Below are 24,692 nucleotides of genomic sequence, written 5' to 3' on the forward strand. Positions count from 1 at the left end.
AGAGGCGCAGACAACACCGGCAAACGGTCAGGTCACGACGGCCCAGGGCGAAACCATGCCCATGAACATGGTGCAGGCGCTCAATTCCGCGCTTGATGTCATGCTGAACCGCGACGAGAACGTGCTGATCTTTGGCGAGGATGTCGGCTATTTCGGTGGCGTGTTCCGCGTGACCGAAGGGCTGCAGGAGAAATACGGGCTGAAACGCTGTTTCGATGCGCCGCTGACCGAAGGCGGCATCATCGGCGCGGCGATCGGCATGGGCGCTTACGGGCTGCGGCCGGTGCCTGAAATCCAGTTCGCCGATTATATCCTTCCGGCCTACGATCAGCTGGTGAGCGAGGCCGCGCGGCTGCGCTATCGGTCCAATGGGGAGTTCTGGGCGCCAATTACGGTGCGCACGCCATATGGCGGCGGCATCTTCGGCGGACAGACGCACAGCCAGAGCCCCGAGGCGATCTTTGCCCATGTGACCGGGTTGAAAGTGGCGATCGCGTCCAATCCCTACGATGCCAAGGGTCTGCTGATCGCGTCTGTTGAAAGCAACGACCCGGTCGTGTTCCTTGAGCCGAAGCGGCTTTACAACGGACCGTTCTACGGCCGGGCGGAGGAGGAGCTGAAGACCTGGGCGAAATCGGGCCACGCGGGCGCCGATGTTCCGCTCGGTCATTACACAGTGCCGCTTGGCCGCGCCGCGCTGGTGCGCGAGGGGACAGAGGCAACCGTGCTCGCCTATGGCACCATGGTCCATGTGGCCGAAGCCGGTATTGCCGATTCGGGGATTGATGCCGAACTGATCGATCTGCGCTCCATCGTGCCGCTCGATATCGATGCGATCACCGCCTCGGTGCGCAAGACCGGACGCTGTGTCATCCTGCACGAGGCATCACGGTTCGGCGGTTTTGGCGGCGAATTGTCCGCGCTGGTGCAGGAGCGCTGCTTTGATTCGCTGCGTGCGCCGATCGCGCGGGTGTGCGGCTATGACATGCCATATCCCCATGCGTTCGAATGGGACTATTTTCCGGGCCCGGTCCGGCTGAGTGAAGCGCTCAAGGCCACGGTGGAGTATCGTTGATGGGACGGTTCAATTTCCGACTGCCGGACATCGGCGAAGGCGTTGCCGAGGCAGAAATGGTCGTCTGGCATGTGAAGCCCGGTGACGTCATCGCCGAGGACGACCCCTTGTGCGATGTCATGACCGACAAGGCGACCGTCGACATGACCTCGCCGGTAGACGGCAAGGTGCTCGCCATCCACGGCGAAGTGGGTGAGATGCGGGCGGTAGGCTCGGTCATTGTCGAACTCGAAGTCGAAGGCGCGGGCAATGCCGATCCCGGAAGTGACTCAGGTGCAGGCGGCGCGGCGGACGGGCCGGAAGCGACAACCGGCAAGACACCACAAGGCACTGTCGGCGATACAGATGATGTGCACGACCTGCCTGCCGGCGATGCACAGGCCGGTGCTCCTGCGCCCGAGCCTGCGCCGCAACCCATCGCGGACCCGACCGGCAAGCCCGGGCCGCATGCGACTCAAAAACCAGCACCCCCTTCCCGGCCTGCGCCCAGACCAGCCGGTTTGCGCACCGCTGCCGATACCACGGATCAGGAAAGAGGCGATTTCCCGCTTGCCGCTCCTGCCACCCGGCGGATGGCTGCCCGACTTGGGCTCGACCTTGGCAAGGTGCCCGGTTCGGGCCGCAACGGGCGCGTGACGCCCGAGGACATCGACGACTATCTGGCTGGCGGCAATAGTGGCGGCAGCGAAGACGAGCGCTATGCGCTCCGAGACGAGGTCGAGGAGGTGAAGATCATCGGCCTGCGCCGGCGCATTGCTGACCGCATGGCCGAGGCTGCACGCAACATCCCGCATATCACCTATGTGGAGGAGTTCGACCTTACAGAGCTTGAAAGACTGCGCAATGCGTTGAACGCGGACCGGGCGGCGGACCAGCCCAAGCTCACCATCCTGCCCTTCTTCGTGCGAGCGCTGGTTCGCGTGCTGCCGCAGTTTCCGCAGGTCAACGCGCATTTCAACGATGCCGCTGGGCTGCTCCACCAGCATGGCGCGGTGCATGTGGGCATCGCGACCGCCACGCCCGCCGGGCTGATGGTCCCGGTGCTGCGGCACGCGGAGACCCGCAGCATCTGGGACAGCGCGGAAGAAATCGGCCGGTTGAGCAAGGCTGCCCGCGATGGCACCGCTTCACGCGACGAACTATCTGGCTCCACCATCACCATTACCTCACTGGGCCCGCTGGGCGGCATAACGACGACGCCGATCATCAACCGACCCGAGGTGGCGATCATCGGGCCCAACAAGCTTGTCGACCGCCCGGTAATGGATGGCAGCCTTGTCACCATGCGCAAGATCATGAACGTGTCGTGCAGCTTCGATCACCGCATCGTCGATGGTTATGAAGCAGCGCTGTTCGTGCAGAGCCTGAAACGACTGCTGGAATACCCCGCAATGATCTTCATGGACTGATTGCCGGCTGGCTCGGCCATCGTCGTGGACAGCCGCGATCTGCCCGCCCGATCCGCCCTTCCAAGCTGCCTTGCTCCATCCGGCGGCTCCAAGGTGCTTTGCAAATTCGGCGTGGGTCGCTAGGTGCGGCGTTGATGCCAGTTTGAAACCGGAGTTGCCGCCTTGTCCAGTCTGATCCTTGTCCGCCATGGCCAGTCGCAGTGGAATCTGGAAAATCGCTTTACCGGGTGGTGGGATGTGGATCTTACCCCCAAGGGCGAGGCAGAGGCAAAGGCTGCGGGCGAACTGATGCGGGCAAGGGGCATGGTTCCCACGCAGGCCTTCACCTCGTTTCAGACCCGCGCCATCCGCACGTTGCACATCGCGCTGCATGCCGCCGGAAGGCTGTGGATTCCCGAGACCAAGGACTGGCGCCTGAACGAGCGGCATTATGGCGGCCTCACCGGATTGGACAAGGCGCAGACCGCGGCCAGGCACGGCAAGGATCAGGTGCATATCTGGCGGCGCAGTTTCGATACGCCGCCACCTGTCATGGACGCAGGCGGCGATTATGATCTTTCAATCGACAACCGTTACGCCGGCATTCCCGTGCCGCAGAGCGAAAGCCTGAAAGACACCATCGAACGGGTGCTGCCCTATTATCGCGCGGCGATCCAGCCGGTGATCGAGGCGGGTGAGACAGTCTTGATTTCCGCCCATGGCAACAGCCTGCGTGCGCTGGTCAAACATCTGTCGGGGATCTCCGACGACGCGATCACCGGGCTGGAAATCCCGACCGGGCAGCCGATTGTCTATCCGGTGGAAAACGGACAGGTCGCCGGCGAACGTTATTATCTGGCAGATGGCTGAACAGATGCCTGAACCCGGCGCAGCGCAGGTTGCCATCGTCATGGGCAGCCAGTCCGACTGGCCCACCATGCAATGCGCTGATACCGTGCTGCAGGAACTGCAGATTGCAACCGACGTGCGCATCGTCTCGGCTCACCGCACCCCGGACCGGATGGTGGCGTTTGCCAAGGAAGCGGCCGGGAGCGGCATTCGCGTCATCATCGCTGGTGCAGGCGGCGCTGCGCATCTGCCCGGGATGATTGCCAGCATGACTGTTCTTCCGGTGCTTGGCGTGCCGGTCCGGTCGAGCGCATTGTCGGGACAGGATTCGCTCCTGTCCATCGTGCAGATGCCCGCAGGGGTTCCGGTGGGAACCTTGGCGATCGGCGAGGCAGGGGCGACCAATGCCGGGCTTCTGGCAGCATCAATCCTCGCGTTAAGCGATGCGCCTGTTGCCGCGCGTCTTCTTGCGTGGCGGCAGGCAAGGACCGACGCTGTCGCCCTGCGTCCGCAAGGCGCGGCATGAGCGCTTTTGACCGGCACGCTGTCGCCGCGCCTGCCAAGATCCTGGCTGCTGGCAAGGAGCAAACATCAGGCGCCTTCGTAGCTGGTGCGGAACCGTCCGGCATGTTGGCGCCGGGTTCAACCATCGGTATTCTGGGCAGCGGGCAATTGGGCAGAATGCTGGGCATGGCCGCGGCGCAGCTGGGTTATCGCTGCCATATCTTTGCGCCTGGCCAACCTGGCGTCGCTGCCGAAACCTGCGCGCAGTTCACTGGCGCTGCCTATCACGACCGGGAAGCACTCGCGCGTTTTGGTGCAGCCTGTGATGTTGTCACATACGAATTTGAAAATGTGCCGGTCGCGCCACTCACCGCGCTCGGCGACACCCCTTTGCGCAGCAATGCACGGGCGCTCGAGATTGCGCAGGATCGGCTCATGGAGAAGCGCTTTGTCGCCGATCTGGGTGGTGCAACCGCGCCCTATGCTGTTGTGGATGGGTCGGCGGATCTGGAAGCGGCGATGCGGCGTATCGGCACGCCCGGCATCCTGAAAACCCAGCGGGAGGGTTACGACGGCAAGGGGCAATGGCGGATCGATACAGGCGCTGCTGCTGAAAGGCTGAGCTTGCCGGCAAAGCCGCTTATCTACGAAGGTCTGGTTCGCTTTGCCGCTGAGTTTTCGGTTATCCTCGTGCGCGGAACAGATGGCGATATCCGGTTCTGGGACAGCCCGCGCAATGAACATGCAGACGGTATCCTCGTTCGGTCTTCGGTGCCGGTCAGCTATGCCATGGCCGGACAGGTCGCGACTGCACGGGAACTTGGCAGCGCGGTAGCGCAGGCGCTGGACTATACAGGGGTGCTGACGCTGGAATTCTTCGCCACCGATGCTGGTCCTGTCTTCAACGAGATGGCGCCACGTGTGCACAATTCAGGGCACTGGACCATCGAAGGTGCGCGCACCAGCCAGTTTGAAAACCATATTCGGGCGATCTGCGGCCTGCCGCTGGGCGATACCACGACGATCGTGCCCGCCGTGCAGATGACCAATCTGGTTGGTGAGCAGGCGAACGCATGGGCATCGGTGCTGGCCGATCCTGCCAACCATCTGCATCTTTATGGAAAGACCATGCGGGACGGGCGCAAGATGGGTCATGTCACTCGCCTGGTCCTTGAAGAGCCGGCCGCATGACTGGCCCTGAACTGTTCCTCGTAGCGGCGCGCGCGCAAAATGGCGTCATTGGCAAGGACAATCGCCTGCCATGGCGCATTCCGGCCGATCTGGCGCGGTTCAAGCGGCTGACTATGGGCTCGCCGATGATCATGGGACGCAGGACCTTCGAATCGCTGCCCGGCATCTTGCCTGGCCGACGCCACATCGTAATGACCCGCAATGTCCATTGGCATGCAGAAGATGCCGAAGTGGTGCACGGCCTTGATGCTGCGCTTCAACGGGCAAACACGGCACGCATCGCGGTGATCGGCGGCGCCGATGTGTTTGCCCAGAGCCTGCCAATGGCGCGCCGCATCGAGATAACCGAGGTGCATGCTGATTTTGATGGAGACGCGGTCATGCCGCCAGTTGATCAGGCCGGCTGGCAGGAAACCGCTCGCGAAGATCACCCCGCCGATGGCAAGACCCCTGCCTTCAGCTTTGTCACCTACAAGCGGCGCGGCTGAGCGGCGACGCCGGTTTCTTCTGCAATGATCCGCTTTGCCCACACCGATCCTCTGCCCCCCTCGCTCGCCGATGCGACCATCGCGCTGGGCAATTTCGATGGCGTGCACCGGGGCCATCAGGACGTGATCGGCACTGCTGTCGCAGATGCGCGGGCGCATGGCCGGCCGGCAATCGTTGCCACTTTCGATCCGCACCCCGTGCGCTATTTCCTGCCCGACACGCCGCCGTTCCGCCTGACGACACTGGATCAGCGGGAGGAACTGTTTGCCGCTCTCGACGTCGATGCCATGCTCGTGTTCAACTTCGACCGCGACCTGGCGCAGACCAATGCCGAGGATTTCGTGTCGCGCCTGCTGGTTCGCGATCTGCGGGCGCGCTGCGTCGTCACCGGCAGCGATTTCACTTTCGGCCAAGGCCGCACCGGCGATTGCGACGTGCTCTCCCGTCTGGGGCCGCCGCTGGGCCTCGCGTCGATCCGGGTCCAGCCGGTAGCGAACGGCAGCGCAGTCATTTCCTCCAGCCGCATCCGCGAGGCGCTGGTGGCGGGCGAACCGGAAGAAGCGACGCGGCTGTTGACCCGCCCCTTTACCATCCGCGGCGTGGTGCAGCATGGCGACAAGCGGGGGCGCACCATCGGCTATCCTACCGCCAACCTCGACCTTGGGAGTTATCTGCGGCCGCGTTACGGCATCTATGCGGTGACGGGGCACCTGCCGGGCGGGCGCGTAGTGAAGGGCGCGGCGAATGTCGGCATCCGCCCCAGCTTCGACCCGCCCAAGGAATTGCTGGAGCCGCATTTCTTCGATTTTGCCGGTGATCTTTACGGGCAGGAGATCGACGTTGCGTTCCATCATTTCATCCGGCCGGAGGCGCGGTTCGACACGCTGGAGGCGCTGACCGCGCAAATGGCGGCCGATTGCGACCGGGCAAAGGCGCTGCTGGCGGGGTAAGGCTTTATCCGCCATGCTTTTGCCGCTAACGGCGATGCGATGACTGAAAAGCGCGACTACAAGGACACGGTGTTCCTGCCCCGGACCGACTTTCCGATGAAAGCGGGCCTGCCGCAGAAGGAACCGGCGATCCTTGCCAAATGGCAGGCCGATGACATCTACGCCCGCCTGCGCGATGCCCGGCGCGGATGCGAAAAGTTCATCCTGCACGACGGGCCGCCTTACGCCAATGGCGACATGCACATCGGTCACGCGCTCAACCATGTGTTGAAGGACATGGTGGTGCGCACGCAAACGCTGCTGGGCAAGGACGCGCCTTTTGTGCCCGGTTGGGATTGCCACGGCCTGCCGATCGAATGGAAGGTCGAGGAGCAATACCGCAAGCAGAAGAAGAACAAGGACGAAGTGCCGGCTGCGGAGTTTCGCGCCGAATGCCGCGCCTATGCCCGCCATTGGGTCGATGTGCAGCGCGATCAGCTGAAACGGCTGGGCACGATGGCGGACTGGGACAATCCCTATCTCACCATGGATTTTGCCGCCGAGGCGACCATCGTGGCCGAATTGCTGAAGTTTGCCGAATCCGGGCAGCTTTATCGCGGTGCCAAGCCGGTCATGTGGTCGCCGGTGGAAAAGACCGCGCTAGCCGACGCGGAGGTGGAGTATGAGGACATCACCTCCACGCAGATCGACGTGGCGTTCGAGATTGTCGAATCGCCAATCGCGGAACTGGTCGGCGCGCAGGCGGTGATCTGGACGACGACGCCTTGGACGATACCGGTGAACCAGGCGCTCGCGTATGGGCCTGATATTGACTATGCACTTAAAAGTTACCGCTGGGACGATGGTACACGAAAAGCAGGACCTTTCCTCTTTGCGCAACCTCTTGAACGGGAGTTGTTGGAGAGGCTAGGTATTCCAAAGGTGCAGTGGGGTGATGATCGGTCAACACCTCCACAAACTCGTGTTCACTGGCTGGGTAAAGGTTCTGATCTCGCCGGCACCAAGGTGCGCCATCCCATGCATCACCTCGGCGGGTTCTTTGCCGCGCTGCGTCCCATGCTGCCCGGCGAATTCGTCACCACCGACAGCGGCACGGGGCTTGTCCACATGTCGCCCGATCACGGCGAGGACGATTTCGATCTGTGTCGCGAATATGCCGACCGGCTCGGCACACCGCAATTGCCGCTGCGCCCGGTGTTCGCCGTCGACGGCGATGGCCGGTATCGCGCCGACTGGGGCTGGCTGGGCGGCGAAGGTTCCGTCATCAATGCGAAGTTCAACGCGCCCGATGGCCCGATCTGTTCCGACCTGCGCGTAATGGGCGCCCTGTTGAGCGCAAGTGCGGACTACTCCCACTCCTACCCGCATTCTTGGCGATCAAAAGCAAAGATCATCTACCGCTGCACGCCGCAATGGTTCGTGCCGATGGACCGCGACCGCGCCGATGGCACGACGCTGCGGCAGACCGCACTCGATGCGCTCGACAATACGCGCTTCTTCCCGGCCAAGGGACGCAACCGCATCGGCTCGATGGTGGCGAACCGGCCCGACTGGGTGCTGTCGCGCCAGCGGGCCTGGGGCGTGCCGATCACCCTATTCGTAAACCGCGCGACCGGCGATTATCTAGTGGATGCGGCAGTCAACCAGCGCATCATTGCCGCCGTGCGCGAACAGGGCGTCGATGGCTGGAGCGCGGACAATGCCGCTGCCCTGCTCGGCTCCGATTACGACCCCGCCGATTATGAGCAGATCACCGATATTCTGGACGTGTGGTTTGATTCGGGCTGCACCCATGCTTTCGTGCTGGAATCGGGCCGCTGGCCCGACCTGTCCTGGCCCGCCGATCTCTATCTTGAAGGCAGCGACCAGCATCGCGGCTGGTTCCAATCGAGCCTGCTGGAAAGCTGCGGCACGCGTGGCCGGGCACCATATGACGCGATCCTGACCCACGGGTTCACCATGGACGGCAAGGGGCAGAAGATGTCCAAGTCCAAGGGCAACACGATCAGCCCGCAGGATCTGATGCGCGATTATGGCGCGGACATTCTGCGGCTGTGGGCGTTGTCGGTGGATTATACCGAGGATCACCGGATCGGCCCGGAAATCCTGAAAGGCGTGGCGGATCAGTACCGCAAATTGCGCAACAGCTTGCGCTATCTGCTGGGTGCGCTGGTCGATTACACCGACGATGAACGCTTGCCGGTCGCGGACATGCCGGAGCTGGAACGCTATGTGCTGGCGCTGCTCGCCCGGCTCGATGCGCGGTTGCGGCGCTGTGTCGCCGAGTATGACTTCAACGATTATACCCGCGCGCTGACCGATTTCTGCAATGAGGATCTGTCGGCGTTCTTCTTCGATATCCGCAAGGACAGCCTTTACTGTGATCTGCCGGCCGATGTGCGGCGGCGGGCCTATCGCAGCGTGCTTGACATGCTGTTCCATGCGCTGGTCCGCTATGCCGCGCCGGTGCTGGTGTTCACCACCGAGGAAGCGTGGCAGACGCGTTTTGCCGACGCAGGTTCGGTGCATCTGCTGACCTGGCCCGACGTCGATGCGGCGTGGGACGATGCGGCGCTGGTCGAACGCTGGACCGCGTTGCGCAATCTGCGCGAGGATGTGAACGAAGCGATCGAGCCGCTGCGCCGCGACAAGATCGTGCGGTCGAGCCTTGCCGCTGAAATAGTCGTTCCGGGCGATGCCGCGCCAGCCGGGTTCAGTGATGCCGCGCTGGAAGAACTGTTCATCACCGCGACAGTGACGCAGGGGCAGGAGGATGCGGTGGAGGCAAAACCGACCGATCTTGCCAAATGCGGCCGCTGCTGGCGGCACCGCCCCGAAGTGGCCGAAGACGGCGCGCTATGCGCGCGCTGCGAAGATGCGGTTGCCGTGCTGGACGCAGCATGACGACAACAGAACCGGCAAGGGTTTTGTGGCGGCGGCGTCTGGCGGGGTTGGGTCTTGCCGCTGCAATCACGCTTGGGGACCAGTTGCTCAAGCTTTGGCTGCTTGGCCCGATGCTGCTGCGCGAACGCGGATTAATCCCGATCGTCTCCTTCTTTGATTTTCGCTATGCCGAAAACCGGGGGATTTCCTACGGTTTTCTAAGCGCCGACAGTCTGGAGAGCCGGTTGTTCCTGTTTGCTCTGACAGGGGCGATTGCGCTGGGAGTGCTGGTCTGGATCCTGCGCGAACGGCGGGCAGGCGACATCGCCGCGCTAAGCCTCGTTCTGGGCGGTGCGCTGGGCAACATCATCGATCGCGTGCGCTTTACCTATGTGGTGGACTATGCCGACCTGCATTTCGGCAGCATTCGCCCTTTTGCCATATTCAACCTTGCCGATGCGGCGATCACCATCGGTGTGGTGCTGCTGCTTGCCCGATCCCTGCTGATCCGCGATGATACGACGAAATCCGCCGCCACGACGCCTGAGCGCGGGTCTGCCGGACTTGGAGAATGAAGCCGATGCGTAAACTGCCTGTCGTTGCCGCCCTTGTCGCTTTTACGCCGCTGCTGTCGGCATGTGGCGCAGGGCTCAACCTGTTTGATCGCGGCGCGCCTGACGAGATGGTGGTCGCCCGTCAGGCACCGCTTGCCGTGCCGCCCGATTTCGCCCTGACCCCGCCGGAGCCTGGCGCACCCCGCCCGCAAACCCCCGGCGCCAGCCAGCAAGCTCTGGAAGCGATGTTCGGTGGGCCGGCTCCGCGCAGCACGGTTGAAAGCAGCGCGATCAGCAAGGCAGGCACGGCACAGCCCGGCATCCGCTCGACCGTCGGCGATCCCGACACGAACACAGTGGACAAGGGCGTGACAACCCAGGACATCGTTGCTGCTCCCGAAGGAGACGGCGCAGAAGCGCAGACCATCATTCCGGAGTAATTCTGCGCATTCGAGGCGGTTGCCCGACGCGGATTGTTACCCGCATGCCGCTTCCGGCAGCCGTGACAGGACAGCTCGGGAGATTGCTCAGCTATCTGGACGGCGCTCGATGAGCGCAGCGTCAGTGCCTTGTGCTGGCTGCCGCTGCGCCAGCAGCTTGTCGATGCGGCGGCCGTCCATGTCGACGATCTCGAAACGGCAGCCCTGCTCGACGAAGCTGTCCCCTTCCACCGGCAAGCGCTTGAGCATCCACAGCGAAAAGCCGGCGACGGTCGCAAACTCCCGGTCCTCGGGCATCTCCACCTCAAGGAGTTCGGAAAGCCTGTCCACCGGCAAGGCACCTGACAGCAGGAGCGAGCCATCATCGCGCTCCACGACCATGGGGTTGTCGCCCTCGTCCGCGTGGCTGACAAAATCACCCACGAGCGCTGACAGCAGATCGGCCGGCGTCACGATGCCTTCGAAATGCCCGTATTCGTCATGCACCAGCGCTATTGCGACATCGGCGCGCTGCATGATGCGCAACGCGTCGAGCGCGTCCACCTGATCGGGAATGATCTCCGCCTTGCGCGCCAGCAATGCGAGATCGGCCCGCTCCCCTTTCATCATCAGAGCCTGTGCCTCGCGCACCTTGATGACGCCGATGATGTTCTCTACCGATCCTTCGCCGACCGGCAGCAGCGAATGTGGCGATTGCTCTATGGCTTCGAGCAGACGGGCGGCGTCTGCATTGCGGTCGATCCAGTCGATTTCGGTGCGCGGGGTCATCAATTCGCGTACCGGCCGGTCGGACAGGCGCAGAACCTCGGACATGATCGTACGCTCGGCTTCCGCAATCACGCCGGACCGGGTCGCTTCCGAAATGATGAGGTGCAGTTCCTCCGATGTCACGCCTGTATCGCCGGAATTGCGCGCGCCGAGCAAGCGAAGGAGCAGGATTGATGACCGGTCGAGCAGCCAGACCAGCGGCGCTGCCAGTCGCGCCATGAGCGCCATGGCCGGCGCGGTAAGCGCGGCAATCCTTTCCCGCCCGCGCAGTGCGATCTGCTTTGGCACCAACTCACCCACGACAAGCGAGAAATAGGTGGTCAGCGCGATCACCAGGACAAATCCTGCCTGTGCTGCGATCGCTGGCGCCAGTCCGAGCCTGGCAAGTCTTTCGCCGACAGGAGCGCCAAGGCTGGCGCCGGAATAGGCACCGGCAATGATCCCGATCAGCGTGATGCCGATCTGCACCGTCGACAGGAATTTGCCCGAATCGGCCGCAAGGATCATGGCGGTGCGCGCGCCTCTGCTGCCGTTGTCGGCCATCTTGCGCAGCCGGGCTGGGCGAGCGGATACAATGGCCAGCTCCGACATCGAGAACATCCCGTTGAGCACGATCAGCGCCGCGATGATGAGAAGGTCGGTCCAGGGAAAAGGGGACAAGCCGGTGCGCCTTTGGCGAGAACATGTTCAACGAGGTTGCAGCAGAATAGCCGCCTTTGCACGTCGGGGGCAAGAGAACCAGTGGATCGTTCCGTTCGGAACCCTGACTGTGGACCTTGCCAGACCAGCTGTGCAGGAACCCGCCTGCGGGTGCAGCGTTGAAGATGAAACTGCGTCTGGCAGCATAACTATGTGCACGCAGGCAGATTTGCAGACACAACTTGCCTGCAAAACGCAATGGCTTGCGGGCGCGATGAAAGGACAGGGTAGATCATGAGGAAGAAATTTTTGGGAACAGCGCTGGCTGCGGTGTCGCTGATCGGTCTTTCAGGCTGCGTCACCGATCCCAATACAGGTGAGCGCAAGGTTTCCCGGACTGTTCTGGGTACGACCGGCGGCGCAGCAGCCGGCTATTTGCTGGGTGGTATCATCGGCGGCAAGACTGCACGGATCATCGGCGCAGGACTTGGCGGCGCAGCCGGCGGATATGTCGGCTACAACAAGGATCAGCAGATAAAGGAACTGCGGGAGCAGACCGCTGGCACCGGCGTCGAAGTGACCGATGCCGGCGATTCGATCATGCTCAACCTGCCTGACGGCGTGACTTTCGCCGTCGACAGTTCCAACATCCAGCCGCAATTTCGCAATACGCTTAATTCCGTGGCGCAGTCGCTCATCAACTATCCCAACAGCCTGATCGATGTTTATGGCTATACCGATTCGACAGGTGCAGAATCCTACAACCAGCAATTGTCGGAACGACGCGCGCAGGCAGTAAGCGACTACTTGGTGTCGCAGGGCGTGCCGCGCGGGCGGATTGCTTCCAAGGGTTTTGGCGAAAGCAATTTTGTTGCCAGCAATGACACTGAAAACGGACGTTCGCTGAACCGGCGGGTGGAAATGAAGATCATCCCGATCACACAGGATGATTTGGAACGCGCCCGCAACGGCTGATCGTCCGGTTACCGCGTCTGGCTAAGTGCCTTTTTCAAATTGCGTGCCGCGTCTGAATGAATTTCGGACGCGGCCGCCAGGACACCGAGAATGCGCGGGTTGGATTTGTTGAACACGAGATCGTCTCCGCAGGCGTCGGTAACGATGGCGCCTGCTTCGCTGGCGATGAGGCATGCGGCGCCCAGATCCCATTCGTGGCCCCAGCGGGTGGTGCCAACAAGATCGGCCTCGTCCGCAGCGACCATCGCGATCCGCAAGGCGATGCTGTTGGGTTTTGCGACCGCCACAAACCCGTGCTCTTTACCACTGCCTCTGATTGGCAGGTCGGCCGGCATGCGCGAGCCTGACAATGCGGCTCGCCGGCTGGCGCGCAGCCGATCGCCGTTGCGCCGCGCGCCCTGCCCCCGTTCTGCACTCCAGAACTCATCTTTTGCAGGGGCATACAGCGAAGCAATCAGGGGTTGGCCGCTTTTTATGAGCGCGACGGATACAGCCCACCCGTCTCTCCCACGAAGAAAGTCGCGGGTCCCGTCGATCGGATCGACCAACCAGATCAGGTCGCGACCCAGTCGTTCCAGCGTATCTTCGGTTTCTTCCGAAAGCCAGCCAGCCTGCGGCACAAGCGTGCTCAACTCGGTTCTGAGGAATGTGTCCACGGCCATGTCAGCCGCAGACACAGGGCTCTTGTCCGGCTTGTCCCAGACCTGTGGCGCGTGACCTGCCCCCGGCCACAGACCCATGCCGATTCGGCCCGCTTCGCGAACAATTCTCTCCAGTTCTTCGCGATCGAGCACGTCCAAACCTGCCTTTCCAGCCCTATTGCCTGCAAGATTCGTAAAAAGCCGTGCAAATTCATCGAAAATCCGCAACTGCGGTGTTTCCGGCGGCAGGCCTTTTCAATCACGCGCGGCTATGCTTTACGCGCAGAGCAAAGCGCCCGTCCATATGTCGGGCGCAGATCGAACGTGACAATCTGAACATTAAGGATCGGCAATGAACATCCATGAATATCAGGCAAAGGAGCTTCTGGCGGATTTCGGCGTGGGTATCCCCGCCGGTTTCCCGGCGCTGACCGTCGAGGAAGCGGTCGCGGCGGCAAAGAAGCTGCCCGGACCCCTGTTCGTGGTCAAGGCGCAGATCCATGCCGGCGGGCGCGGCAAGGGCAAGTTCAAGGAATTGGGCGCAGATGCCAAGGGCGGCGTCCGCCTGGCCAAGAGCGTGGATGATGTCGAAGCCGATGCCAAGGACATGCTGGGCAACACGCTCGTCACCGTGCAGACGGGCGATGCAGGCAAGGAGGTAAACCGCCTTTACGTCACCGACGGCGTCGACATTGCCGAGGAATATTACCTTGCCCTGCTGGTGGACCGCGCGTCGGGACAGGTTGCCATGGTCGTGTCGACCGAAGGCGGCATGGACATCGAGGATGTCGCACACAACACGCCTGAAAAGATCACCACCATCACCATCGACCCCGCTCAGGGGTTCATGCCGCACCACGGCCGCGCCGTTGCCTATGCATTGAAGCTTGATGGCGACCTCAACAAGCAGGCGCAGAAAGTCGCGCGTCAGCTTTACGACGCCTTCATGGCGCTTGACGGCGAGATGCTGGAAATCAATCCGCTGGTGGAAACCAAGGACGGCAAGCTGCTCGTGCTCGACACCAAGATGAGCTTTGACGGCAACGCGCTCTATCGCCATCCCAAGGTAGAAGCGCTGCGCGACGAAACCGAGGAAGACCCCGCCGAAGTCGAGGCATCGAAGCATGATCTTGCCTACATCAAACTGGATGGCAACATCGGCTGCATGGTGAATGGCGCAGGCCTCGCCATGGCGACGATGGACATCATCAAGCTCAACGGTGCGTTTCCCGCCAATTTCCTCGATGTGGGCGGCGGCGCTTCGAAGGAAAAAGTGACCGCTGCATTCAAGATCATCCTGTCCGATCCGGCTGTCGAAGGCATCCTCGTGAACATTTTTGGCGGCATCATGAAGTGCGACATTATCGCCGATGGCATTGTTGCAGCGGCCAAGGACGTGAATCTCGATGTGCCGCTTGTCGTCAGGCTGGAAGGCACCAACGTCGAGAAGGGCAAGGAAATCCTCGACAATTCGGGATTGCCGATCGTGTCGGCAAGCGATCTTGGCGACGCTGCCAAGAAGATCGTTCAGCAGGTAAAGAAGGCAGCGTGATGCGCGCGGGCAGAACCGATGGCGGCTCTGCCCCTGATGCCGCAGGATGTGCGGCGCACCATTGTATTGGAGAACGGCCATGAAGGCTCTTGTACCGGTAAAGCGGGTGATCGATTACAATGTGAAGCCGCGGGTCAAATCCGACGGGTCGGGGGTTGATCTTGCCAATGTCAAGATGAGCATGAACCCGTTTGACGAGATCGCCATCGAGGAAGCGATCCGCCTGAAGGAAAAGGGCGGCGTCGAAGAGATCGTCGCTGTCTCGATCGGCCCGGCAAAGGCGCAGGAAACCTTGCGCACCGCACTTGCCATGGGTGCCGATCGGGCGATCCTGGTTGAAACTGACGACACGGTCGAACCGCTGGCGGTCGCCAAGATCCTGAAGGCCATCGCGGCAGAGGAAGAGCCCGGCCTCATCCTTCTTGGCAAGCAGGCCATTGATGATGATTGCAACCAGACCGGTCAGATGCTGGCCGCGCTGATGGAAAGGCCGCAGGGCACCTTTGCCAGCGAAGTGACGCTTGATGGCGATCACGTGACGGTGAAACGCGAGGTCGACGGTGGTCTTGAAACAGTGCGCCTGTCGCTGCCCGCGATCGTCACCACCGATCTGCGTTTGAACGAGCCACGTTATGCGTCCTTGCCCAACATCATGAAGGCAAAGAAAAAACCGCTCGAGAACAAGACACCGGCGGATTATGGCGTCGATACCAGGCCGCGCCTCAATGTGACCAATGTCTCCGAACCGCCGGTGCGCCAGTCGGGCGAGATGGTCGCCGATGTCGATGCGCTCGTCGCCAAGCTCAAGTCCATGGGAGTTGCAAAATGAACACCCTCGTCCTTGCCGATCACGACAATGCTTCCCTTGGAGATGCAACGCTGGCGACGGTCACCGCCGCCGCCAGGCTGGGCGATGTCACCGTGCTGGTTGCCGGCGCCAATTGCGACGGCGCGGCGCAGGGCGCAGCGAAGGTCGCGGGCGTCGCCAAGGTGCTCAAGGCCGATGATGCGGCATATGAACACCAGCTGGCGGAAAACGTGGCGCCGCTTGTTGCAGGGTTGATGGATGGCTTCGATGCCTTCGTCGCACCGGCAACCACGCACGGCAAGAACATCGCGCCCCGCGTGGCGGCCATGCTGGATGTGATGCAAATCTCCGACATTCTTTCGGTCGAAGGGGACAGATCGTTTACCCGGCCGATCTATGCCGGAAACGCCATTGCCACCGTCACCTCGACCGATCCCAAGCTGGTCATCACCGTGCGCGGCACTGCCTTCGAAAAAGCGGATCCAAGCGGCGGTTCAGCCTCTGTCGAGGAGGTGAGCAGCCAGGGCGATGCAGGCCTGTCGAGCTTCGTCAGCCAGGAACTGGCCAAGAGCGACCGGCCGGAGCTTACCAGCGCCAGCATCATCGTTTCGGGCGGACGGGCGTTGAAGGACGGCGAAACCTTCGAAAAGATCATCATGCCGCTGGCTGACAAGCTGGGGGCCGGCGTCGGTGCCAGCCGTGCAGCGGTCGACGCAGGCTTCGTGCCCAATGATTATCAGGTCGGCCAAACCGGCAAGATCGTCGCACCGGAGGTTTACATCGCCGTGGGCATTTCAGGCGCGATCCAGCACCTTGCCGGCATGAAAGATTCCAAGATCATCATCGCCATCAACAAGGACGAGGATGCCCCGATCTTTCAAGTGGCGGACATCGGCCTTGTCGCCGATCTGTTCACCGCCATCCCGGAACTGACCGAGAAGCTGTGAACCAGCAAATTTGCAGGAACAACAAACCCCGGCGACCGCATGGTCGGCCGGGGTTTGTTCTGACCCTTGCCTCGCGAGCGGTGCCTGCCGACCGATGAAAGCAATCCCCTCTCCGTGCCGCAACATCTGCGCGCTTGATCCGCAGCAGCGTTTCTGCACCGGCTGCCTGCGCACGCTGGATGAAATCGCGCTATGGCCGACCGCAACGCCCGTGCAGCGCCGCGATATGATGCGGATACTGGCATGCCGGCAGAGGAAGTTATCGCAAAACGATCAGGTGTGACAAACATGCATTGACCAGAGCCTTGGGTTGCAGTGTTCGTGAAAAACAAGCCAGGGAGCCTTAAAGATGATTCGTGTTCTTCTTGTCATGGTGCTGTCTTTAGCGGCCTTTACGCCCGCCGCTGCACTGGAACGAACACTCGCGCCTTCGACAACATGGGTTGCCAGCTACGAAGATGACAGTTGCGTGCTTGCCCGGCAGTTCGGGACGGGCAAGGACCAGGTGGTTGTCCGCTTGGAACGCTTCGGCCCCGCCGATAGCTTCTGGATGCAGTTGATCGGCAAACCATTTCGCCTTTCGGAAAGCCAAGGATCCCGCGATCGGAAGGTCAGCGTATCGTTTGGCGATATCGGCAGATATGAACGCATTTCGTTTTACAACGGAACAGGCGGCAACAAGGCGCCGGCGGCGATCTTCCGCCGCAGCTTTAGCGTGACCGGAGATGTGGAGGAGGAGAGCGAGGAGGAACTTGCGCTTTAAAATGCTCGGGATGCTGACGAACGGGTAGCGCCAGAAACCTATGCAGCGATCGACAAGATGACCGTTAGAGGCTTTGGCTCACCAATCATTTTACAAACGGGTCCTCTGGACAGGCCCTTTGCTGCCCTGGAGCAATGTACGACTGAGCTGGTGTCCCACTGGGGAATCGATGCTGTTGCGCATCAGACCCTGTCCCGTAAAGCAACTGCAAAGCATGTGAAGAGCTGGGTTCCTGATTTCCCGCACGGCCAATTGATCGACAACAGCCGGGCGATGGTCCATTTGCGGCTCGCTATCAATACCGCTGGCCGGGTGACGCAATGCAACGTTCAACAATCTGCCCCGCAGCCGGATTTCGTGCGAACAGCTTGCCAGACCTTTCTGGAAAAAGCAGTTTTTGATCCCGCGCTTGATGCACAAGGGGAAGCGATTGCTTCATATTATCTGCTTGCGGTGGCTTTCACCGGATAGAACCGATCCTTTTTGCCCCACCCGGTTCGGCTAACAACCAAGATCTGCCTGCCTTCGCCGCATCTGCGTCCCGGCACGCAACTGTCATGGCAAGCTCACCACCTGTTGTGAATAAGGCGCCAGCACTCTCGGCGCGGCAGCGGCAGTGGTCGCTGCTGCAAACAGACAATCACCGGTAAGCGCTGCGCAGAACAAACAGTCATTCACAAGCAGGTCTCATCAATGACCGGCGGCATCCATACAGCACTTCTTGAATATGGACAGTTGCAGACCGCCTTAATGGTGCGTCTCATCCGAGCATTATTGTTGCGCATATAGCGTTGACAGCATCATCTTTGCTGCACGGCCTCACATCATTTGCGGAACCATGCGGTCCTTGCTGTTTTGAAAAGACAATGACTGCAAACCCGACAACCATCAGGAGAGATGATATGAATGTTACAAACCGGCTGCTCGCCGCCACTGCCGCGACGGCGATGGCAGTCGCCGCACCTGCTGCTGCGCAGATGCAGCGGATGGATCCCGCCACGGCATGGTCGCAATATTCAGAAGCACGCAAGAACATGGCAAGTGCGGGCAATGTCATGTCGGGCGATGTCACCAACGGCTTCAACATGCTCGGCAATATCCGCGACCTGATCCTCACGCCCAATGGCAGCCAAGTGGAATATGTCCTGTACGAAGTGCCCTTCCCCTGGAGCACCTATGGCGCCAACGACCGCGGGTTTGTCGCATGGGACAATGTCGCAATTGAAGGGTCTTTTGGCGGCGACCTCAACATCCGGATCGATGACGATGCCGATGCGCAGTCGCCTGATCGACTCACTCTCACCGCTGCGCAGGCGGAACGGCGGCTTGCCTCCAACATCATCGGCAGCATGCTGACCTTCTCCGACGGACAGCAGCGCGAGATCGAGGATATCCTGTTCGACCGCAACAGCGGCGCCATCACCAGCTATGTGGTGCAGTTCGACAACCAGTCGGTATTCGGCAGCGACACCCGGCGCATTCCCGCCAGTGCCGTGACCATGCAGGCTGATGGCCGGATGATGCTGCGCACGCCGTCCAACACAGATTACCTGATCTGGATCCCGTGAATCAGGAGCGGCGGCTGCACAACAGGTGCAGCCGTTGCAATCCTTTCATGGCACCTTGACTTTGCCGGCTGCTGCGACCAAAGCCCCTGCAACCGGGCGGGCTCTAACGCCTGACCGGCATTCCGTCCGAGACAGTCGGTGAAGGCTTCGACACCTTCTTAATTGCCGGCCTAGACGGGGACCGAGGATTTTGGGCACCTTTCGACAGGTTGCCACTCGCGCGAATGCGCTCCTTTTGCCCCTTCAACGGACTCGCCCGTTCCGACGCTTGTCGGGCCGGACAGACGAAGCCGGTTGCAGCGGGGTTTCCCGATGCAGCCATGTGTCAAGGAGTACGCATGGATCGTTCGCAGAAAACCGATGCGGTCGCGCAGCTCAACGGCGTCTTCAACGAGGTTGGTGTGGTGGTCGTCACCCGCAACCTTGGCATGACGGTCGCGCAATCGACCGACCTGCGCCAGAAGATGCGCGAAGCCGGGGCTTCCTTTCAGGTCGCCAAGAACCGTCTTGTGAAGCGCGCCATCGTCGATACCGATTATTCCGGCATCGATGCCTATCTGACAGGGCCTGTGGGCCTTGCCACCTCTTCCGACCCGGTGGCGGCTGCCAAGGTGGCAGTTGATTTTGCCAAGACCAATGACCGGCTGGAGATCGTCGGCGGCTCGATGGGAACGCAGGTTCTCGACGAAGCCGGTGTGCGTTCGCTGGCCGCGCTGCCTTCACTTGATCAGCTGCGTGGCACGCTTGTCGGGCTGGTTCAGGCTCCGGCAACGAAGATCGCCCGCCTGGCGAATGCCCCTGCGGCAAAGCTGGCGCGTGTGTTCGGCGCCTATGCCGCCAAGGACGCTGCCTGAAGCATCGACAATCCCGTTATCATATTGCCTGCCGATGGCCGCAACGCGGTCCGGCCGGACCTGAATGGAGTAAATTGAATGGCCGATATCCAGAACCTCGTCGACGAACTGTCCAAGCTGACCGTTCTTGAAGCTGCCGAACTCGCCACTGCTCTTGAAGACGCCTGGGGCGTTTCTGCCGCTGCTGCGGTTGCGGTTGCCGGTCCGGGCGGTGGCGGCGACGCGCCTGCCGCTGAGGAAAAGGACGAGTTCGATGTCGTCCTGACCGGCGATGGTGGCAAGAAGATCCAGGTGATCAAGGAAGTGCGCGCGATCACCGGTCTCGGCCTGGCCGACGCCAAGGCGCTCGTCGAGGGTGCGCCCAAGGCCGTCAAGGAAGGCGTGAACAAGGCAGAAGCCGAAGAGATCAAGAAGAAGATCGAGGAAGCCGGCGGCACCGTCGAGCTGAAGTAAACAGCGGTCGCAAGACCGATACAGAAAGAGCGGCGCTGCAAGGCGTCGCTCTTTTTCTTTACGCCTTGGCGATAAAGGCGGTCACGGTCGGCGGCTCCGCCTCAGCGCTATTGTCGCCAGTTCAGGCGGATGCCGATCATGTCGATGCCGGGGTTTTGCCGCGCATCGAACAGCCGGGCATGGCTGATGTGCACCCAGCTTGCCTCGATGGAGAAGCGATCGGATATCGCCGCGCCGATGCCAAGCTCCGGCTCGAACAGCACGCGACTGCCCAGATCCAGCCGCCGTCCGTCCGGCGCAATCCGGCGTCCCGGCCCATCATGCACGATCAGCCCGATACCCGGGCGCGCATAAACACGGCCCAACCAGATCTTCCAGCCCAGACCGCCGCCGGCAAAGCTGGTGTCGCCCTGGCTGTTGAGGGATGCAAGGATGTAGGGTGCCGGTCTGCTAATGACAGACAAGGCGTCGAGCGGGGCAAAGCGGTAGCCTGCCATGATGTCAACGCCCGCTTCGCCAGTGGCAAGCGTGAACGGCGTTTCTACCGCATGAGCATGAATGCCGGCGAAGATTTCTGCACCGACGACGCGGTTGTCTTCATTGCCCCCGCCTTCGATTTCATCTGCGAAAACCGGACCGGACACGGTGACAAGCAGCGCCAACGCAACAGGCAGCAGGCGCTTGCCGAAGACGTATCCAGCGTTGATCACCTCGACAACGGCTGTTGGCGCCGGTGCTGGTGCCGGTGCTAGTGCTGGTCTGGCCATTGCGCTCACCATCAGTTTCGCTGCGATCTCCTGACCGTAGTGGCCGTCCACCGAGCGGCTTATACCCTATCGCATTGCCGTTCTTTGGCCTAGTCGCTGCGCGTCATGCGAGCATTCCTTTCCTCTCCCCTGCGTGCCGAACTGCGCGAGACGACCCGGCTTGCCACGCCGCTGGCGGCGGCGAACCTGCTGCAGATGATGGTTTATGCGATCGACGTCATTTTCGTGGCACCGCTCGGCACCGAGGAACTGGCAGCGATCACACTTTCAACGTCCATTTATGGGCTTTCATTATGGTGTGCGATGGGGCTGGTCGGGGCCGTGGCGCCGCTTGCTGCCTCCGCGCTTGGCCGTGGTCGCCATGCCGTGCGCGAAGTGCGCCGGTCGATCCGCATGGGGCTTTGGGTCAGCGCTCTGGCTGGGCTGGCAATCATGGTGCTTGCGCTTGCAGGCGAGCCGATCATGCGCGCGACCGGCCAACCGCCGCTGGTGTCGCAGCTTGCCGGCGATTATCTCACCATCGTGAGTTTTGCCGCCATACCTGTGGTGGCGTCAAGCGCGCTGCGGATCTTCGTATCGACGCTTGGCCGGGCAGTAATCGCTACCTGGGTGACAGTGTTTGCCTTGGGCATCAACGCGCTGGGCAACTGGCTTCTCATCTACGGACATTGGGGATTGCCGGCGCTTGGGCTCAAAGGCGCGGCGCTGGCCAGCGTGCTTACCTCGCTGGCGACAATTGGCGCTTACGCTGCGATCATCCAGTCCGACCGGCGGTTGCGCCGCTATCACGTGTTCGGGCGGTTGTGGCGGGCAGATCCTGCACGCCTGCTTGAAATCTGGCGTATTGGCCTGCCGATTGCGGCTATCATTCTTGCAGAAGCAGGGCTTTTTTCGATTGCTGCATTCCTGATGGGTGCGCTTGGCAAGCTGGAGCTGGCTGCGCATACGGTCGCGTTGCAGATCGCCTCACTTGCCTTCCAGGTGCCGTTCGGCATCGCGCAGGCCGCCACCATTCGGGTCGGCCTGCACCATGGGCGCGGGAACGCCGACGCGATCAGGCTGGCGGGAATTTCAGCCATGCTGCTGGCGATCGGCTTTGCTGTGGTGTTTGTGGTCACCATGCTCGCCGTGCCGCAATGGTTGTTGTCGATCTATCTGGATGTCGACGATCCTCGCAACGCCACCTTGCTGGTCCTTGCCGGCAGTTACATGACCATCGCGGCCGCTTTTCAGCTGTTCGACGGTGTGCAGGCGGTGGCCGCCGGGCTGCTGCGCGGGCTTGCCGACACACGGGTGCCGTTTGTCCTGGCGGTGATCGGCTACTGGCCGTTCGGCTTCGGATCTGCCTGGCTGCTGGCATTTCATACGCCACTGGGCGGCCTTGGCGTGTGGATGGGTCTTGCGGTCGGGCTGATCGTTACGGCTGCAATGATGTTGTGGCGCTGGCAGCGGCGCGGCACGCTCGGGCTGCTTGACAGAAGTTTCTGAACCAACTCTCGGCAAAACCGCTCCGGGCGCTGTAAAATCTTGGCCGCCGGAGCTTGACGCGCCGCCTGTCACCCACCATATCCGCCGCGCTGGCACTCTTGATGATAGAGTGCCAAAAGCATTGTCTTCAACTTTTACTGGAAGAGGTCATAACATGGCATTCCGTCCGTTGCACGACCGGGTTCTGGTCCGTCGTATCGAAGCCGACGAAAAGACCGCCGGCGGCATCATTATTCCCGACAGCGCCAAGGAAAAGCCGAGTGAGGGCGAAATTGTCGCCGCAGGGTCCGGCGCGCGCGCCGAAGATGGCAAGGTCACGCCCATGGACGTGAAGTCCGGCGACCGTATTCTGTTCGGCAAATGGTCGGGCACCGAGGTCAAGGTCGATGGCGAAGACCTGATCATCATGAAGGAAAGCGACATTCTGGGCGTGATCTCCTGATCCGCTGACAGGCTGCTTTTCTTTTTCAATCATTCCTCAACAGGAGAATAAACCATGGCTGCCAAGGACGTGAAATTTTCGCGTGACGCACGCGAACGCATCATGAAGGGCGTCGACACGCTCGCCAATGCGGTAAAGGTCACGCTGGGTCCCAAGGGCCGCAATGTCGTCATCGACAAGAGCTTCGGTGCACCGCGCATCACCAAGGACGGTGTCACCGTCGCCAAGGAAATCGAACTCAAGGACAAGTTCGAGAACATGGGCGCGCAGATGATCCGCGAAGTCGCGTCCAAGACGAACGACCTTGCAGGTGACGGCACGACCACTGCGACCGTGCTTGCCCAGGCGATCGTTCGCGAAGGCATGAAGTCGGTTGCCGCTGGCATGAACCCGATGGACCTGAAGCGCGGCATCGATCTGGCTGTCGGCAAGGTTGTCGATAACCTCAAGGCCCGTTCCAAGGATGTGTCGGGATCGGCTGAAATCGCCCAGGTCGGCGTGATTTCCGCCAATGGCGACCGCGAGGTCGGCGAAAAGATTGCCGAAGCGATGGAAAAGGTCGGCAAGGAAGGCGTCATCACCGTCGAAGAGGCCAAGGGTCTCGAATTTGAACTCGACGTGGTCGAGGGCATGCAGTTCGACCGTGGTTATCTGTCGCCCTACTTCATCACCAATCCCGACAAGATGACCGTGGAACTGGAAAATCCCTATATCCTGATCCACGAAAAGAAGCTGTCGAACCTGCAGGCGATGCTCCCCATCCTGGAAGCAGTCGTGCAGTCGGGTCGCCCGCTCCTCATCATTGCCGAGGATATCGAAGGCGAAGCGCTGGCAACGCTGGTGGTCAACAAGCTGCGTGGCGGCCTGAAGGTTGCTGCGGTCAAGGCGCCGGGCTTCGGCGATCGTCGCAAGGCGATGCTGGGCGACATCGCCACGCTGACCAATGGCGAGATGATTTCCGAAGATCTCGGCATCAAGCTTGAATCGGTGACCGTCAACATGCTGGGTTCGGCCAAGCGCGTGACGATCGACAAGGACAACACCACCATTGTCGATGGTTCGGGCAGCGAAACCGAAATCAAGGCACGGGTCGAGCAGATCCGTTCGCAGATCGAGACGACCACGTCGGACTACGACCGTGAAAAGCTGCAGGAACGTCTGGCCAAGCTTGCCGGCGGTGTTGCGGTTATCAAGGTTGGCGGCGCATCCGAGATCGAGGTGAAGGAACGCAAGGATCGCGTCGACGACGCGCTTCATGCGACCCGCGCCGCGGTCGAGGAAGGCATTGTGCCCGGTGGTGGTGCAGCACTGCTTTACGCGACCAAGTCACTTGACGGCCTGAAGGGCGAGAACGACGATCAGACCCGCGGTGTGGATATCGTGCGTCAGGCGATCCTGTCGCCGATCCGTCAGATTGCCGCCAATGCCGGCCATGATGGCGCGGTGGTTTCGGGCAATCTCCTGCGCGAAGGCGACGAAACGCAGGGCTTCAACGCCGCGACCGACACCTACGAAAACCTGGTGCAGGCCGGCGTGATCGACCCGACCAAGGTTGTGCGCACCGCGCTGCAGGACGCAGCATCGGTGGCTGGCCTGTTGATCACCACCGAAGCGGCGATCAGCGAAGTGCCTGACGACAAGCCAGCGCCCGCGATGCCCGACATGGGTGGAATGGGCGGCATGGGCGGCATGGGCGGGTTCTGA

General features: G+C 61.6%; 26 protein-coding genes. 23 read left to right on the forward strand and 3 right to left on the reverse strand.

What is annotated here, in order from left to right; genetic code table 11:
- Positions 1–61 precede the first annotated feature (61 nt).
- The 10 genes from RM533_RS06285 to RM533_RS06330 all read left to right on the forward strand — a co-directional run bounded on the left by RM533_RS06285 (position 62) and on the right by RM533_RS06330 (position 10,323).
- Positions 62–1,075, forward strand: coding sequence for an alpha-ketoacid dehydrogenase subunit beta (locus RM533_RS06285; RefSeq protein WP_311340426.1), 1,014 nt, complete (start codon positions 62–64; stop codon positions 1,073–1,075).
- Entirely contained in the window at positions 1,075–2,484 is a 1,410-nt protein-coding gene (locus tag RM533_RS06290; RefSeq protein ID WP_311340353.1) for a dihydrolipoamide acetyltransferase family protein, read from the forward strand. Before RM533_RS06285 ends, RM533_RS06290 begins: the two co-directional genes overlap by 1 nt.
- Positions 2,485–2,646: 162 nt before the next feature.
- Positions 2,647–3,333: a 2,3-diphosphoglycerate-dependent phosphoglycerate mutase gene (gpmA, locus tag RM533_RS06295; RefSeq protein WP_311340354.1), complete on the forward strand. Its 687-nt coding sequence runs from the start codon at positions 2,647–2,649 to the stop codon at positions 3,331–3,333.
- A 4-nt stretch (positions 3,334–3,337) separates the two neighbouring features.
- A complete protein-coding gene (gene purE, locus RM533_RS06300; RefSeq protein ID WP_311340355.1) occupies positions 3,338–3,838 on the forward strand; it encodes a 5-(carboxyamino)imidazole ribonucleotide mutase in 501 nt (166 codons plus the stop codon).
- A gap of 101 nt (positions 3,839–3,939) precedes the next feature.
- Complete coding sequence (locus RM533_RS06305) at positions 3,940–5,007, forward strand: 5-(carboxyamino)imidazole ribonucleotide synthase (protein WP_311340427.1); 1,068 nt, start codon at positions 3,940–3,942, stop codon at positions 5,005–5,007.
- Complete coding sequence (locus RM533_RS06310) at positions 5,004–5,495, forward strand: dihydrofolate reductase (protein ID WP_311340356.1); 492 nt, start codon at positions 5,004–5,006, stop codon at positions 5,493–5,495. Before RM533_RS06305 ends, RM533_RS06310 begins: the two co-directional genes overlap by 4 nt.
- 24 nt (positions 5,496–5,519) lie before the next feature.
- Positions 5,520–6,446, forward strand: a complete 927-nt coding sequence (locus RM533_RS06315; protein ID WP_311340357.1) for a bifunctional riboflavin kinase/FAD synthetase — start codon at positions 5,520–5,522, stop codon at positions 6,444–6,446.
- A 39-nt stretch (positions 6,447–6,485) separates the two neighbouring features.
- Entirely contained in the window at positions 6,486–9,350 is a 2,865-nt protein-coding gene (ileS, locus tag RM533_RS06320; protein WP_311340358.1) for an isoleucine--tRNA ligase, read from the forward strand.
- Positions 9,347–9,904 carry a signal peptidase II gene (lspA, locus tag RM533_RS06325; RefSeq protein WP_311340359.1) on the forward strand — a complete coding sequence of 186 codons (558 nt, stop codon included), beginning with the start codon at positions 9,347–9,349 and terminating at the stop codon, positions 9,902–9,904. Before ileS ends, lspA begins: the two co-directional genes overlap by 4 nt.
- A 5-nt stretch (positions 9,905–9,909) precedes the next feature.
- Complete coding sequence (locus RM533_RS06330) at positions 9,910–10,323, forward strand: DUF3035 domain-containing protein (protein WP_311340360.1); 414 nt, start codon at positions 9,910–9,912, stop codon at positions 10,321–10,323.
- A gap of 87 nt (positions 10,324–10,410) precedes the next feature.
- Here RM533_RS06330 and RM533_RS06335 read toward each other — a convergent pair whose 3' ends face one another.
- Positions 10,411–11,751 carry a hemolysin family protein gene (locus RM533_RS06335; RefSeq protein ID WP_311340361.1) on the reverse strand — a complete coding sequence of 447 codons (1,341 nt, stop codon included), beginning with the start codon at positions 11,749–11,751 and terminating at the stop codon, positions 10,411–10,413.
- Between the two features lie 273 nt (positions 11,752–12,024).
- On the opposite strand from RM533_RS06335, the gene RM533_RS06340 reads away from it, so the two are divergent.
- A complete protein-coding gene (locus RM533_RS06340; RefSeq protein ID WP_311340362.1) occupies positions 12,025–12,705 on the forward strand; it encodes a YiaD family glycine zipper/OmpA-like lipoprotein in 681 nt (226 codons plus the stop codon).
- Positions 12,706–12,713: 8 nt separating this feature from the next.
- Here the strand turns inward: RM533_RS06340 and RM533_RS06345 are convergent, their stop codons facing one another.
- Positions 12,714–13,499: a 3'(2'),5'-bisphosphate nucleotidase CysQ gene (locus RM533_RS06345; protein ID WP_311340363.1), complete on the reverse strand. Its 786-nt coding sequence runs from the start codon at positions 13,497–13,499 to the stop codon at positions 12,714–12,716.
- Positions 13,500–13,698: 199 nt separating this feature from the next.
- Here RM533_RS06345 and sucC point away from each other — a divergent pair, with 199 nt between their 5' ends.
- The 9 genes from sucC to rplL all read left to right on the forward strand — a co-directional run bounded on the left by sucC (position 13,699) and on the right by rplL (position 20,291).
- Positions 13,699–14,898, forward strand: a complete 1,200-nt coding sequence (sucC, locus tag RM533_RS06350; RefSeq protein WP_311340364.1) for an ADP-forming succinate--CoA ligase subunit beta — start codon at positions 13,699–13,701, stop codon at positions 14,896–14,898.
- Positions 14,899–14,977: 79 nt separating this feature from the next.
- Complete coding sequence (locus RM533_RS06355; RefSeq protein WP_311340365.1) at positions 14,978–15,727, forward strand: electron transfer flavoprotein subunit beta/FixA family protein; 750 nt, start codon at positions 14,978–14,980, stop codon at positions 15,725–15,727.
- Positions 15,724–16,653 carry an electron transfer flavoprotein subunit alpha/FixB family protein gene (locus tag RM533_RS06360; protein WP_311340366.1) on the forward strand — a complete coding sequence of 310 codons (930 nt, stop codon included), beginning with the start codon at positions 15,724–15,726 and terminating at the stop codon, positions 16,651–16,653. The genes RM533_RS06355 and RM533_RS06360 overlap by 4 nt, the downstream gene beginning before the upstream one ends.
- A 94-nt stretch (positions 16,654–16,747) precedes the next feature.
- On the forward strand, positions 16,748–16,936 hold the full coding sequence (locus RM533_RS06365; RefSeq protein ID WP_311340428.1) for a DUF1289 domain-containing protein: 189 nt from the start codon (positions 16,748–16,750) through the stop codon (positions 16,934–16,936).
- 66 nt (positions 16,937–17,002) lie between these two features.
- Positions 17,003–17,416: a hypothetical protein gene (locus RM533_RS06370; RefSeq protein WP_311340367.1), complete on the forward strand. Its 414-nt coding sequence runs from the start codon at positions 17,003–17,005 to the stop codon at positions 17,414–17,416.
- 57 nt (positions 17,417–17,473) lie between these two features.
- On the forward strand, positions 17,474–17,887 hold the full coding sequence (locus RM533_RS06375) for an energy transducer TonB (RefSeq protein ID WP_311340368.1): 414 nt from the start codon (positions 17,474–17,476) through the stop codon (positions 17,885–17,887).
- A 431-nt stretch (positions 17,888–18,318) separates the two neighbouring features.
- Complete coding sequence (locus RM533_RS06380) at positions 18,319–18,984, forward strand: hypothetical protein (protein ID WP_311340369.1); 666 nt, start codon at positions 18,319–18,321, stop codon at positions 18,982–18,984.
- A gap of 338 nt (positions 18,985–19,322) precedes the next feature.
- Entirely contained in the window at positions 19,323–19,838 is a 516-nt protein-coding gene (rplJ, locus tag RM533_RS06385) for a 50S ribosomal protein L10 (RefSeq protein ID WP_311340370.1), read from the forward strand.
- Between the two features lie 78 nt (positions 19,839–19,916).
- Positions 19,917–20,291, forward strand: coding sequence for a 50S ribosomal protein L7/L12 (gene rplL, locus RM533_RS06390; protein ID WP_311340371.1), 375 nt, complete (start codon positions 19,917–19,919; stop codon positions 20,289–20,291).
- 107 nt (positions 20,292–20,398) lie between these two features.
- Here rplL and RM533_RS06395 read toward each other — a convergent pair whose 3' ends face one another.
- The gene (locus RM533_RS06395) at positions 20,399–21,001 is read right to left on the reverse strand and encodes an acyloxyacyl hydrolase (protein WP_311340372.1); all 603 of its coding nucleotides are present in this window, start codon (positions 20,999–21,001) and stop codon (positions 20,399–20,401) included.
- Positions 21,002–21,163: 162 nt separating this feature from the next.
- On the opposite strand from RM533_RS06395, the gene RM533_RS06400 reads away from it, so the two are divergent.
- The 3 genes from RM533_RS06400 (at position 21,164) to groL (ending at position 24,692) form a co-directional block, all read left to right on the forward strand.
- Positions 21,164–22,546 (forward strand): MATE family efflux transporter, encoded by a 1,383-nt coding sequence (locus RM533_RS06400; RefSeq protein ID WP_311340373.1) that lies wholly within the window; start codon positions 21,164–21,166, stop codon positions 22,544–22,546.
- 154 nt (positions 22,547–22,700) lie between these two features.
- Positions 22,701–22,988 carry a co-chaperone GroES gene (gene groES / locus RM533_RS06405; protein ID WP_311340374.1) on the forward strand — a complete coding sequence of 96 codons (288 nt, stop codon included), beginning with the start codon at positions 22,701–22,703 and terminating at the stop codon, positions 22,986–22,988.
- Positions 22,989–23,042: 54 nt separating this feature from the next.
- Positions 23,043–24,692 (forward strand): chaperonin GroEL, encoded by a 1,650-nt coding sequence (gene groL, locus RM533_RS06410; RefSeq protein ID WP_311340375.1) that lies wholly within the window; start codon positions 23,043–23,045, stop codon positions 24,690–24,692.

Origin of the sequence: Croceicoccus esteveae, from assembly GCF_031846435.1 — a bacterium.
GTDB classification, from domain to species: Bacteria; Pseudomonadota; Alphaproteobacteria; order Sphingomonadales; family Sphingomonadaceae; genus Croceicoccus; species Croceicoccus esteveae.